This is a genomic window from Halomonas sp. 25-S5 (genome assembly GCF_029889845.1).
GTDB lineage: Bacteria > Pseudomonadota > Gammaproteobacteria > Pseudomonadales > Halomonadaceae > Halomonas.
In genome coordinates this window covers 141,656-154,478 of record NZ_JARANV010000006.1, presented here as the reverse complement: position 1 = coordinate 154,478, position 12,823 = coordinate 141,656, and the positions used below count along the sequence as shown (strand labels likewise).

Annotated in this window: 12 protein-coding genes; 7 read left to right on the top strand and 5 right to left on the bottom strand. The window is 66.9% G+C overall.

The window, feature by feature from the left end; all coding sequences use genetic code 11:
* Positions 1-152 precede the first annotated feature (152 nt).
* The 4 genes from OP498_RS06830 to OP498_RS06815 form a co-directional block, all read right to left on the bottom strand.
* Complete coding sequence (locus OP498_RS06830) at positions 153-779, bottom strand: amino acid ABC transporter permease (RefSeq protein ID WP_280549887.1); 627 nt, start codon at positions 777-779, stop codon at positions 153-155.
* A 62-nt stretch (positions 780-841) separates the two neighbouring features.
* On the bottom strand, positions 842-1,699 hold the full coding sequence (locus tag OP498_RS06825) for an ABC transporter substrate-binding protein (RefSeq protein ID WP_280549889.1): 858 nt from the start codon (positions 1,697-1,699) through the stop codon (positions 842-844).
* A gap of 300 nt (positions 1,700-1,999) precedes the next feature.
* The gene (locus tag OP498_RS06820; protein WP_280549891.1) at positions 2,000-3,496 is read right to left on the bottom strand and encodes a protein adenylyltransferase SelO; all 1,497 of its coding nucleotides are present in this window, start codon (positions 3,494-3,496) and stop codon (positions 2,000-2,002) included.
* A 97-nt stretch (positions 3,497-3,593) separates the two neighbouring features.
* A complete protein-coding gene (locus tag OP498_RS06815) occupies positions 3,594-4,466 on the bottom strand; it encodes a LysR substrate-binding domain-containing protein (protein WP_280549893.1) in 873 nt (290 codons plus the stop codon).
* A gap of 107 nt (positions 4,467-4,573) precedes the next feature.
* Between OP498_RS06815 and OP498_RS06810 the strand changes: the two genes are divergently transcribed.
* Both OP498_RS06810 and OP498_RS06805 read left to right on the top strand, forming a co-directional pair.
* Positions 4,574-5,458, top strand: coding sequence for a DMT family transporter (locus OP498_RS06810; RefSeq protein WP_280549895.1), 885 nt, complete (start codon positions 4,574-4,576; stop codon positions 5,456-5,458).
* Positions 5,459-5,558: 100 nt separating this feature from the next.
* Positions 5,559-6,065, top strand: a complete 507-nt coding sequence (locus tag OP498_RS06805; RefSeq protein ID WP_280549897.1) for a methylated-DNA--[protein]-cysteine S-methyltransferase — start codon at positions 5,559-5,561, stop codon at positions 6,063-6,065.
* Between the two features lie 51 nt (positions 6,066-6,116).
* Here OP498_RS06805 and OP498_RS06800 read toward each other — a convergent pair whose 3' ends face one another.
* Positions 6,117-6,791, bottom strand: coding sequence for a GntR family transcriptional regulator (locus tag OP498_RS06800; RefSeq protein WP_280549956.1), 675 nt, complete (start codon positions 6,789-6,791; stop codon positions 6,117-6,119).
* Positions 6,792-6,993: 202 nt separating this feature from the next.
* Between OP498_RS06800 and dctP the strand changes: the two genes are divergently transcribed.
* The 5 genes from dctP (at position 6,994) to OP498_RS06775 (ending at position 12,814) form a co-directional block, all read left to right on the top strand.
* Positions 6,994-7,989: a TRAP transporter substrate-binding protein DctP gene (gene dctP, locus OP498_RS06795; RefSeq protein WP_280549898.1), complete on the top strand. Its 996-nt coding sequence runs from the start codon at positions 6,994-6,996 to the stop codon at positions 7,987-7,989.
* 91 nt (positions 7,990-8,080) lie between these two features.
* Complete coding sequence (locus tag OP498_RS06790; RefSeq protein ID WP_280549899.1) at positions 8,081-8,602, top strand: TRAP transporter small permease; 522 nt, start codon at positions 8,081-8,083, stop codon at positions 8,600-8,602.
* On the top strand, positions 8,603-9,931 hold the full coding sequence (locus OP498_RS06785) for a TRAP transporter large permease (RefSeq protein WP_280549900.1): 1,329 nt from the start codon (positions 8,603-8,605) through the stop codon (positions 9,929-9,931). It begins immediately after the preceding gene.
* A gap of 13 nt (positions 9,932-9,944) precedes the next feature.
* The gene (locus OP498_RS06780) at positions 9,945-11,300 is read left to right on the top strand and encodes a malonyl-CoA decarboxylase (protein ID WP_280549902.1); all 1,356 of its coding nucleotides are present in this window, start codon (positions 9,945-9,947) and stop codon (positions 11,298-11,300) included.
* On the top strand, positions 11,297-12,814 hold the full coding sequence (locus tag OP498_RS06775) for a malonyl-CoA synthase (RefSeq protein WP_280549904.1): 1,518 nt from the start codon (positions 11,297-11,299) through the stop codon (positions 12,812-12,814). The genes OP498_RS06780 and OP498_RS06775 overlap by 4 nt, the downstream gene beginning before the upstream one ends.
* The last annotated feature ends 9 nt before the right edge of the window (positions 12,815-12,823 follow it).

Genomic DNA, 12,823 nt, shown 5'->3' with positions numbered 1-12,823 from the left:
TGCGCTTCTGTGCCGTACTGCTCGAGGAAGGCCGGCAGCGACAGGCCGGGCTGAAACTGGATCGGGTTGCGTGCCATGACGTCACCTCCTCTACTGGATATAACCTCAGTATAGGACAAGCTGGCGGAATGGTGGCTGATCAACATGAGTAATCAGGAAAGGCTATTGCCTGTCCGATTGAGGATGAAATACAACAGCGCCACCACGGCAAACACTGTCAACACGTTGCCCTGGGTGCTGGTGATAATGTAATGCGCCTGGCGGGTCAGCTCGACCACCCCGATGACATAGGCCAGAGAGGTCTCCTTGATCTCCGAGGAAAACTCGTTGGTCCAGGGGCCGATGGCATGCCGCGCCGCCTGGGGAAAGAGGATGTAGCGGATCGCCTTGATCTTGGACATGCCCATAGCCCGGGAGGCCATCATCTGCCCGGCTGGCACTGACTGAAAGGCGCTGCGGAATATCTGCGACTGGTAAGCTGCCGAGCGAAGCCCCATGGTCAGTATCGCGGCACCGAAGGCCGAGATGTCGATAACACCCGACATGCCATAGAAGAAGATGAACAGCATGATGATGATCGGAACGCCCCTGAAGACCCGCTCGTAGAGCACCAGCGGCCACTGTACTAGCCGTGTCTTAGGGCCATAGAGCTGCACCAGGCAGATAGCCATGCCCAGCACAAAGCCGATCGTCAGTAGGGCGGCCAACAGCACGATGGCCACCCCCAGCCCCTTCAACAGGAAGGGAAAATCGCGAAGTAGTACGTCGTAGATATCCATGCCGACTTCCCTAACGTGGCGGGCGCCTTCCCGGCCGGGAAGGCACCCGACGTCTCAGCGACTTATTCGTTACCTAGCTCGGGGAGACCGGCCACCGGCTTCTGGTAGGTGTCGACGAAATTCGGCATGTGTCCCGGGATCGGAGGGACGGTGACACCGGGAATGTACTCGTCGACGATCTCGCCCCACTCGCCGGACTCGTAGATGGCCAGGATGCCCTGGTTCAGGTCGCCGAGGATCTCCTGGGGATCATCCTTGGATACCGCCAGCGCCAGGGGCGCACGGATAAAGATCTTGCCCGCCATCTTCACCGGCTTACCAGCATTGATGTACTCCTGGGCGGAGGTATCATCGACGATGACCGAGGAGATACGGCCGATGGCCATGTCGTCCACCGCGGTGACGTAATTGTCGTATTTGGCCAGCTCGACGTCGATATCGCTGGAATTCACCACGTTCTCTTCCATCCAGGCCTGCTGGGAAGAACCACCCTGAACGCCAATGCTGGCCCCGCAGCATACGGCGGTGAAGACGTTGAGATCGGAGCCTTCTGGCACCAGTACCACATCGTTGGTTTCCCACCAGGGAATAGTGAAATCGATATTTTTGCTACGCTGTTCGGTGACGGTGAGGCCGGTAGCAAGGATATCGATCTTCTCCGCCGCCAGTGCCGGAATCAGCGACGGGAACGGCATGTCCTGGAACTCGATTTCGATGCCGATCTCCTCGGCGATCGCCTCCATGGCATCGATGGCGATGCCCTTGAATTCTCCCCCCTCCACATAGGCCCAGGGCGGGAAGGAAGCCTCCACACCAACCGTGTAGGGGTCCTGTGCGTAGGCGGCCGTAGCCAGCCCGCTGCCGATGACCATGGTCCCCATGAGGGCGGCAGGCAGGAGCGATGCTTTTAATCCTTTCATGATATTCTCGCGTGTTGGTGAGTTTTGTTATTCCGCCATGTCAATATGAGTGCGTCGTTTCAAGACTGTCAAATCACCAAAGGTCCTCATCTCCACGAAACTACTGCATGAAGTCTGCTCGAGCCACGTCCACGGAGTGATCGCCGACGCGGGCCGCCGGCATGCAGCATGGATCCTTTCAGTACCCGCTCATCGAATACCAGCCCCGGATAGAACTGCAGCATGCAGGAAACTGAAATGTATCTGGGCTTCATGAACGGATCCGACTGGTAGACGTGCCGCTTATGTACGGATGCCGACTCAGGTCCCGCAGAAGGTGCGGAACACGGCCGCGCTGGACGGCGCCGGCCAAGCGAACGCTTCGCGACCGGGCTGCTCGGTGAAGGGATCGGCCAGCACCTCGCGCAGGGTCTCGAAGGGCGCGAAGTCGCCCTCGGCGGCGGCGGCCAGGGCCTCCTCCACCTTGTGATTGCGCGGGATATAGAACGGGTTGACCGAGCGCAGCCGCGTGGCGATCGCCTCCTTGCCGACGTCCTCACGGGCCAGCCGCTCGCGCCAGCGGGGTAGCCAGGCGCGCAGGCCCTCGTCGTTCTCGAACCGCTCGAGCAGCACGGGGGCGTCTGCCTCGACCGCCTCGCTCAGGCCGCGGAAGGCCAGGGTGAAGTCCGCGCGACCGGCCTGCAGGGCCTCGAGGAAGGCATCAACCAGGGCGCGGTCGCCCTCCTCTGCCTTCTCCAGCCCCAGCTTCTCGCGCATTACCGCCAGCCACTCGGTTTCATACTGCCCCTCGAAGGCCTTGATCACCGCGGTGGCCTTGTCGATGGCCTGCTGCTGGTCGGCATCGATCAGCGGAACCAGCGTCTCGGCCAGGCGCGCCAGGTTCCACTGGGCGATCCACGGCTGGTTGCGATAGGCGTAGCGGCCGCCCTCGTCAATGGAGCTGAACACCGTGGCCGGGTCATAGGCCTCCATGAAGGCGCAGGGGCCGTAGTCGATGGTCTCGCCGGCGATGCTGCAGTTGTCGGTGTTCATCACCCCGTGAATGAAGCCCAGCCCCATCCACTTCGCCACCAGCGCCGCCTGGCGCGCCTGCACCGCCTCCAGCAACCCCAGGTAGCGCTCGGCCTCGTCCCCCTCGGCGAGCTCAGGGCCCAGCAGTTGTGGAAAGTGACGCTCGATGGCCATGTCGGCCAGGGTGCGCACGGCCTCCAGGTCATCGCGGGCGGCGAAGTACTGGAAGGTGCCCACCCGCAGGTGGCTGGAGGCGATGCGGGTCAGCACGGCACCGGGCTCCGGCACGCGCCGGAACACGCGCTCGCCGGTGGTTACCGCGGCCAGGGCGCGGGTGGTGGGCACCCCCAGCACATGCATCGCCTCGCTGACCAGGTACTCGCGCAGCACCGGGCCCAGGGGTGCACGACCGTCGGCACCGCGCGAGAAGGGGGTCATCCCGGCGCCCTTGAGCTGGATATCGCGCAGCCGCCCCTCGCGGTCGACCACCTCGCCAAGCAGCACCGCGCGGCCGTCGCCGAGGCGCGGGTTGAAGTGGCCGAACTGGTGGCCGGCATAGGCCTGGGCCAGCGGATCGGCGCCTTGCGGTACGGCGTTGCCGGAGAACCACTCGGCGGCCTGCCCTTGATCAAGGGCCTCGTCGAAGGCATCCAGGTCGAAGCCCAGCTGCTCGGCCAGCGGCCGGTTGAAGGCCACCAGCCGCGGGGCCTTCACCGGGAGGGGGTCGAAGCGCAGGAAGAAGTGCTCGGGCAGGCGGGCGTAGCGCAGGGTGAACTCGGGAAACATGGCGACTCCGATCGACGGCCGAGGCCCGGCCTGGGGATGAATACCCGAGTATAACGCTCGGGATTGCGGCTTTCGACCTGTCACCCTCTTCTCGGCCTCAGGCGAGGGGGTCGGCCGGCGAGAGCTGCTCGCGGATCAGCTCGGCCAGGCGCCGGGCCGGCTCGGTGGGTCGCCGCGCGGCGCGGTGCAGGGCTAGCTCCACGGCGGGTAGTGGCGGCAGGCCGCTCGACTCGTCCAGGGCACGCAGCTGCGGCGTCAGCATGCTGCGGGTCACCACCACGATGGCCAGCCCCGCCTGCACCACAGGGCCGAGACCAACCATGGACTGGCTCATGTAGGCCACCCGCCAGTCACGCCCGGCGGCGGCCAGCGCCTGCTCGGCCACCTCGCGGAAGAGGTCGGCACCGGGCGAGTAGAGCCCCAGAGGCAGCGGGTCGGACAGTGGGGGCTGGTGCTGCAGCCCCACCGCCCAGGCCAGTGGCTCGCGGCGGATCATCTCGCCGCCCGGGGAATTTCGCTGGCGGGTGACCAGCGCCAGGTCCAGCTCATCCGCGCGCACCCGCTCCATCAGGTGGGCGCTGGTGCCGCAGATCACCTGCAGGCGCACCTCGGGGTAGAGCTGGTGGAACCAGGAGAACACCGAAGTGAGCAGGCTGGCGTAATCCTCGGGAATCCCCAGGTTCAGCTCGCCGGTGACGCGCCGCGCCCGCATGTCGGCCAGCGCCTCGTCATTGAGCGCCAGCAGCCGACGGGCATGGCCCAGCAGGCGATCTCCCTCGGCAGTGAAGCGCAGGCGGCGGCCCTCCCGCTCGTGCAGGGCGACGCCCAGCGCGCTCTCGAGGCGCTGCAGCTGCATGCTGACAGTGGACTGGGTATAGGCCAGGCGCCGCGCGGCAGCGGTGACGCTGCCGGTATCGGCGACGGCCACCAGGGTACGCAGCAGGCCAAGATCGAGGGTCGGAGCACGCATCGATACATCACCAATCTTGATGAATGAGATCAACAATGATCGTTATCGTGATGATTGTGGACCGCCTAGCATGCCCTCGTCACCCATCGGGCAAGGAGTTCATCACCATGCACAGTCAGACATCCCGACTCACGCGCTTCTCCTGGCATGGCACCGGCGCCGCCGGGCTGGCGGTGGTGCTCTGGGCGCTGGTGCCGCTGCTGGTCGCCCAGGCGGGAGAGCTGCCGCCGCTGCGCCTCTCGGCCCTGGCGCTGCTGGCCGGGGCCCTGGGCACCCTGCCCATGGCGCACGGCCGCCAGCGCCGCGGCGCGACGCTCTCCAGGGCCCATGGCGTGGTGGTCCATGTCGGGGTGCCGATGCTGGTGGCCGGGGCGGTGGGCGCCTGCTCCGCCAGCTTTTCCCTGGCGCCCCCCACCGAGGCCGCGCTGATCATCTACACCTGGCCGGTGCTCTTCCTGCTGGCGAGCCGCTGGCTCTTGCAGGGGCGCTTGCCCCTGGCCACGCTCAGTGGCGCCCTGCTGGCGTTCTCGGGGGCCGCCCTGCTGGTCGCGCCCCAGGCCCTGGCGAGCGGGTTCTCCGGCGCCTGGGGTGGCTACCTGCTGGCGCTGGCGGCGGCGCTGTGCTGGGCGCTCTACTCGCTGGCCTGCCAGGTCCCGGGCTATCGGCTCGGCGAGCGCATGCCGCACCTGCTGCTCGTTGCCAGCGTCATGACCGGCGTCGCCAGCCTGGTGCTGGAGGGAATGAGCGAGCTGCCCTCGCCCCCGGCGTTGCTGGCCACCGTGGCCCTGGGCCTGGGCCCCTACGGCATCGCCATGCTCGCCTGGGACCACGCCCTGGGCGACCCGCAGGCGGGGCGGCTGGGCAACCTGGCCCATGCCGTGCCGGTGCTCGCCACCCTGTTCCTGGTGCTGGCCGGGGTCACCGCCCCGGACTGGCGGCTGCCGGTGGCGGCGGTGCTGGTGTTCGCCGGCAGCATGACCGCCTCACGCTGACCGCTGACAGCGCTGCGCATTGCGATACACTCAGGGGTAAAGTCGTTCCGGGAGCCCTGCCCGTGACAGGGCTTCCACCCGCTACCCTGGAGACCAGACGATGAGCCGCGATATCTCTCCCGACCGTTACCTGGATTACTATCACCCGCCCGGCCGCGACGCCCTGGGCCTAATCCGCATCCACGCCAGTGCCCGCGGCATTACCGGAATCGAGTTCGTGGAGAAGGCGGACGCCGCCGCACGGCCGAACGCGCTGACCGAGCGCGCCCGGGAGCAGCTGGCCGACTACTTCGCCGGCGCCCGCCACGACTTCGACCTGCCGCTCTCGCCGACGGGCACCGACTTCCAGCAGCGGGTCTGGGCAGCACTCGCCACCATCCCCTTCGGCGAGACCCGCAACTACGCCGAGATCGCCGAGCAGCTGCGCTGCAAGGGCGGCCAGCGAGCGGTGGGCGCCGCCAATGGACGCAACCCGCTAGCCATCGTGGTGCCCTGCCACCGGGTGATCGGCAGCGACGGTGGATTGACCGGCTATGCCGGCGGCATCGGCCGCAAGCAGTGGCTGCTCGCCTTCGAGGCGGGCGAGGTCCCGCTGGAGCTCACCTGACGGGGACCGGCCCGCTCGAAACGCCGTAAGACGTCCGCCCGGCCGGGCGGCTCAGGCGGTGACTTCCTGGCAGGCCTCGAAACGACGCACGCTGGCGACGAAGTCGCTGAAGCGTTCACCCTGAATCAGCACGTGGTCGCGCATCAGTCGCTCCGCCGACGCGGCATCACCGCCCTCGATGACCGCGAGGATCTCGCGGTGCTCATCCAGGGATCGCCCCATGCGCTGGCGGACCTGCAGCTGCAGGCGGCGATAGGGCTTGAGGCGCTGCTTGAGCTGGCGCGCCTCCTCGGCCAGAAAGCCGTTGTGGCTGGCCACATAGATGGCGTGGTGGAAGCCCTCGTTCTCGTAGTAGTACTCGTCGGTGTCGCCGTCCCTGGCCGCCGCCTCGCAGCGCTCCATCGCCGCACGCAGGGCGGTGAGCTCCTGCTCGGAGATGCGCCGCGCGGCAAGGCGCCCACACATGCCCTCGAGCTCCGCCATCACCTCGAACATCTCGATCAGCTGATCCAGGCCCACCCGGGACACGAAGGTGCCCTTCTTCGGCACCACCGTCACGAGACCACTCGCCACTAGCTGCTGGATGGCCTCCCGCACCGGCGTACGGGACACATCGAACTCCCGGCACAGGGCCTCGGGATCGAGACGTTCGCCAGGCGCCCGGCGGCCGTTGATGATGTCATCCTCCAGGGCATCCCGGAGTCGCTGGGCATTGGATCGCTTGATGTTCACGGATTCTCCCCCTGCCGGTCTGGCGCGCCTCGACGATGGCACATCGGGCCCCTACCCCACTTTTGTCTAACTCCAGACAATTGACACTGGTATGCCCTGAGGGCTATTGAAGTATACATCAGCATAGCTGATGGATGCTTCACAACAACTACACAGGCTCATTTCACAACAACAAGAGTCCCAGGAGATGCCAACCATGAATGCCAAGTTCACACCCGTGGCCGCCGCCGCGCTGACCCTCGCCTTCGCCTCCTCCGCCAGCGCCGAGACCGTGCTGCGCGCCTCCCACCAGTTCCCGGGCGGCCAGGGTGACGTGCGTGACAAGATGGTCCAGATGATAGCCAAGGAGGTCGAGGCCGCCGACGTCGACCTGAAGATCCAGGTCTATCCCGGCCAGTCGCTGTTCAAGGCCAAGGAGCAGTGGGGCGCGCTGGTCAGGGGCCGCCTCGACATGACCTCCCTGCCGCTCGACTATGCCAGCGGCCGCCACCCGGAGTTCTCGGCCACCCTGATGCCGGGCCTGGTGCGCAACCACGAGCGCGCGCAGCGCCTCAACGACTCCGAGTTCATGGGCATGATCAAGAAGGTCATCAATGAGGCCGGTGCCCGCGTGCTGGCCGATGCCTGGCTGGCCGGCGGCTTCGCCTCTGACATGCGCTGCATCACCTCACCGGACACCGTCAAAGGCCAGACCATGCGTGCCGCCGGTCCGGCCTTCGACGAGATGCTGGCGACTGCCGGCGCCTCGATCACGTCGATGCCCTCATCGGAGATCTACACCGCGATGCAGACCGGGGTGCTCGACGGGGCCAACACCTCTTCCGGCTCCTTCGTCTCCTACCGCATCTACGAGCAGGTCAGCTGTCTGACTGCCCCCGGCGAGAACGCGCTGTGGTTCATGTACGAGCCGATCCTGATCTCCGAACAGAGCTGGGACGAGCTCACCGAGGAGCAGCAGCAGGCCCTGACCGCGGCCGGCGAGAAGGCCGAGGCCTTCTTCGCCCAGGAAGCCGCGGCGCTCGACCAGAAGCTGGTGGATGTCTACAAGGAGAACGGCGTCGAGGTGGTGCAGATGTCGCCGGAGGACTATCAGGCCTGGCTGGATATCGCCAAGCAGAGCTCCTACAAGACCTTCGCCGAGAACGTACCCAACGGGCAGGCACTGATCGACGCGGCCCTGGCCGTCGAGTGAACGAGACCACGGGCCGGCCAGGTCCCCCGGCCCTTCCTTCCACGGCTGCCCCGACGGGGGCAGCCCTCCTCTCCTCGATACCGGAACACGCATGATGGACACACAACGCCGCACGATCGCGCCGAGGCGTGGCGTGATCGGCCTCTACATACGCCTGATGGACGGCATCTCGTGCGCCACCGCCGTCCTCGCCGGCGCCCTGCTGCTGGGGGGCGTGCTGGTCGTCTGCCACATGATCTTCATGCGCTACGTGCTGGGCGAGAGCACCACCTGGCAGACCGAGTTCGCCATCTTCGCTATCACCGGCGCCATGTTGCTCGGCGCGCCCTACGTGCTGCTGACTGGCGGCCACGTGGCAGTGACGGTCCTGCCCGACGCCCTGGGCGGCCTGGCCCGGAAGTTGATGAATCTCGTCGCCTCGCTGGTCGGCCTGGCCTTCTGCATCGCGCTGGCCTACTCCGCCTGGCTGTATGTCTTCGAGGCCCTGCATGGCGGCTGGACCACCGGCTCAGTGTGGAACCCACCGCTGTGGCCCGCCCTGCTGCCCATGGCCGTCGGCATCAGCCTGCTGTCGCTGCAATATGTCGCAGAAATCCTTCGCGGAGAGACCTGAATGGACCCGGTAACCAGCGGAATCTTCATCATCGTGGCGCTGTTCGTGCTGATGGCCATCGGGACCCCGATCGCCTTTGCCCTGGGTGGCGTCTCGCTGACCGCACTGGTGCTCAACCAGGGCATCAGCGAGCTGACCTACTTCGGCGAGACCTTCTTCGGCAACCTCGCTTCCTTCGGCTTCGTCGCCATCCCCATGTTCATCCTGATGGGGGCGGCCGTTGCCTCCTCGCCCACCGGCCGCGACCTCTACCGCTCGCTGGACCTGTGGCTCGGCAAGGTGCCCGGGGGCCTGGCCATCTCCAACATCGGCGCCTGCTCGATCTTCGCCGCCCTCTCGGGCTCCTCGCCGGCCACCAGCGCGGCGATCGGCAAGCTCGGCATCCCCGAGATGCGCAAGCGCGGCTATCCCGACGGCGTGGCCGCGGGCTGCATCGCCGCGGGCGGCACCCTGGGCATCCTGATCCCGCCCTCGGTGACCATGATCGTCTATGGCATCTCCACCGAGACCTCCATCGGCCGCCTGTTCATCGCCGGCGCCATCCCCGGGCTGATGCTGGCCGTGCTGTTCATGGTCTGGACGCTGATCGCCTGCAAGCTGGCCGGCGGCTATGACACCCCGAGCGCGTTGACCGCTGCAGCGAATCAGGTGAAGGAGAACGTCGAGGGCAACATGAAGGCCCTGGTGCGCGTGCTGCCCTTCCTGGTGGTGGTTACCGGCATCCTCTTCGCCCTCTACGGCGGCGTCGCCACGCCCTCCGAGGCAGCGGGTGCCGGCGCCTTCCTGTGCCTGGCGTTGGCCATCATCGTCTACCGCATGTGGCAGGTGAAACCGCTCAAGGTAATCTTCCGCGACGCCCTGCGCGAGAGCGTGATGATCATGCTGATCATCGCCTGCGCGGAGATCTTCGCCTATGCGCTCTCCTCGCTGTTCATCACCCAGACCGTGGCCGGCGCCATCGCCGACCTGGAGGTCAACCGCTGGGTGCTGATGGGGGTGATCAACCTCTTCCTGCTGGTCGCCGGCTTCTTCCTGCCGCCGGTGGCGGTGATCGTGATGACCGCCCCGATCCTGATGCCGATCATCCTGTCCGCGAACTTCGATCCCTACTGGTTCGCCGTGATACTGACCATCAACCTGGAGATCGGCCTGATTACCCCGCCAGTAGGACTCAACCTTTTCATCATCAAGGGAATCGCCCCGGATATCGCCCTCAAGGACATCCTGCTCGGCAGCCTGCCCTATGCGCTGTGCATGGTGCTGGGCATCCTGCTGCTGTGCCTGTTCCCGGGTATCGCCTTGTGGCTGCCCGACCTGATCATGGGCTGAAGGAGTCGCCGCCATGAACATGACCTTCCTGCAGGAGATGTTTCAGTCGATCACCCAGCGCGACGCGCTGCTGCGCCGCCGCCAGGGAGACGGGACGCCGCCGGACCACCGCCGCCTGGTGGAGGCCTGCCAGCGCCTGCTGGAGAGTGACGGCGAGGCCTCGAGCATCGCCCTGGCCAGCCGTGCCCTGGGCATGTACCAGCGCCTCGCGCCGGCCGAGCGACTGCGCTTCTTCGAACGGCTGGCCAGCGACTTCGCCGCCGAGCCGGCACAGATCGACGCAGCCTACGCGCGTTATGCCGAGCAGCGCGACAACGCCAGCCTGGAAGTGCTGTTCGAGGCCTGCGAGCCGCGCCGCCAGGAGCTGATCCGCCGCCTCAACCTGACCAGCGGCGGCACCGTCGAGCTGGTGCGCATGCGCGAGGACCTGCTCGGCCTGCTACGCGAGCACCCCGAGCTCTCGGCCATCGACGCCGACTTCGCCCACCTGTTCGGCTCCTGGTTCAACCGCGGCTTTTTGATGCTCAAACGCATCGACTGGGACACCCCGGCCTCGATCCTGGAAAAGATCATCCGCTACGAGGCAGTGCACGAGATCCGCGACTGGGACGACCTGCGCCGCCGACTGGACGCCCGCGACCGGCGCTGCTTCGCCTTCTTCCACCCGGCGATCGGTGACGACCCGCTGATCTTCGTGGAGGTGGCCCTGCACAAGGGGCTGCCGGCCCGCATCCAGCCGATCCTGGCCGGCGAGGATACCGGCATCGAAGACCCCGAACTCGCCGACACCGCCGCCTTCTTCGGCATCAGCAACTGCCAGACCGGCCTGCGTGGCATCTCCTTCGGTAACTTCCTGATCAAGCAGGTCGTTCAGGAGCTCAAGCAGGCGCTGCCCCAGCTCAGGCACTTCGTCACCCTCTCGCCAGTGCCCGACTTCGCCCAGTGGCTGGCCGAACGGCGCGACGACGAGGCCCTGCCTGAGGCAGTGCGCAAGAGCCTCGCCGAGTTGGAAGACCCCGACTGGCACCGCGACGCCGAAAGCGCCGAGCGCCTCAAGGCGGTGGTCAAGCCGCTGGCCGCCCGCTACCTGGTCGACGAGAAGAACGCCCGCGGCCTGCCGCTCAACCCGGTGGCCCGCTTCCACCTGGGCAACGGCGCCGAGCTGCACCGCATCAACTGGCTGGGCGACGTCTCGGCCAAGGGCCTCAAGCAGGCCGCCGGCCTGATGGTCAACTACCTCTACGTGCTCGACGACATCGAGCGCAATCACGAGAACTACACCGCCAACGCCACCGTGGCCCGGTCGAGCGAGGTCAAGGACCTCGTCCGCAAGGCCAGGAAGCTGGCCAAGGGAGAAACCGCCCAATGAACCAGAACCTCTTCGCCACCTTCGCCCGGCGCATGCGCGAGCGCGGCGACGCCGACTTCATCACCACCCGCCAGGGCCGCGGCTACCGCCACGCCGAGGCCCTGGCCACCACCGCGCGCCTGGCCGGCGCCCTGGTCGAGCTGGGCGTGACGCCAGGCGACCGGGTGGCGGTGCAGGTCGACAAGAGCCCCGAGGCAATCCTGCTCTACCTGGCCACCCTGCGCGTGGGCGGGGTCTACCTGCCGCTCAACACCGGCTACACCGGGGAGGAGATCCACTACTTCCTCACCGATGCCGAGCCGGCGCTGTTCGTCTGCCGGCCGGGGGATGCCGAGAATGCGCGCAGCATCGCTGCCGACACCGGCTGCCCGCAGGTCGCCACCCTGGGTACGGCGGCCGACGGCAGCCTGATGGAGGCGGCCGAGAAGGCCACGCCCCATGACGACATCGTCGAGCGCGACGACAACGACCTGGCGGCGATCCTCTACACTTCGGGCACCACCGGGCGTTCCAAGGGCGCCATGCTCACCCACCGCAACCTGGGCTCCAATGCCGCCACCCTGGTCGAGGCCTGGCACTTCAGCGAGGAAGACCGGCTGATCCATGCCCTGCCGATCTTCCACACCCACGGCCTCTTCGTGGCCTGCAACGTCACCCTGATGGCCGGTTCCAGCATGCTCTTCCTGCCGAAGTTCGACGCCGACGTGATCTTCGAGGAGATGCCCCGCGGCACGGTGCTGATGGGCGTGCCGACCTTCTACACCCGGCTTACGGCCGACGCGCGCCTGACCCCGGCGGTCACCGCCAAGATGCGCCTGTTCGTCTCCGGCTCGGCGCCGCTGACCGCCGAGACCCACCGCGAGTTCGAGCAGAAGACCGGCCATGCCATCCTCGAGCGCTACGGCATGACCGAGACCAACATGAACCTCTCCAACCCCTACGACGGCGAGCGCCGCGCCGGCACCGTGGGCATGCCGCTGCCTGGCGTGGAGTACCGCATCACCGACCGCGAGACCCATGAGCCGATGCCGAAGGGCAAGATCGGCATGCTGGAGATCCGCGGGCCCAATGTCTTCGTCGGCTACTGGCGGATGCCCGACAAGACCCGCGAGGAGCTCCTCGAGGACGGCTTCTTCGTCACCGGCGACCTGGCGATGGTCGACGAGCGCGGCTACGTGCACATCGTCGGCCGCGACAAGGACCTGGTGATCTCCGGCGGCTACAATGTCTATCCCAAGGAGGTCGAGCAGGTGATCGATGAGCTCGAGGGCGTCCACGAGTCCGCGGTGATCGGCCTGCCCCACCCCGACCTGGGCGAGGGTGTCACCGCCGTGGTGGTGCCCGAGCCGGGGGCAAGCCTCGACGAGGCGCGGGTGCTCGACCACCTGCAGGGCCAGCTGGCCAAGTACAAGCAGCCCAAGCGGGTCTTCTTCGCCGACAGCCTGCCGCGCAACACCATGGGCAAGGTGCAGAAGAACCAGCTGCGCGACCAGTACCCGGACACCTACCGCTGAGGGGCGCCC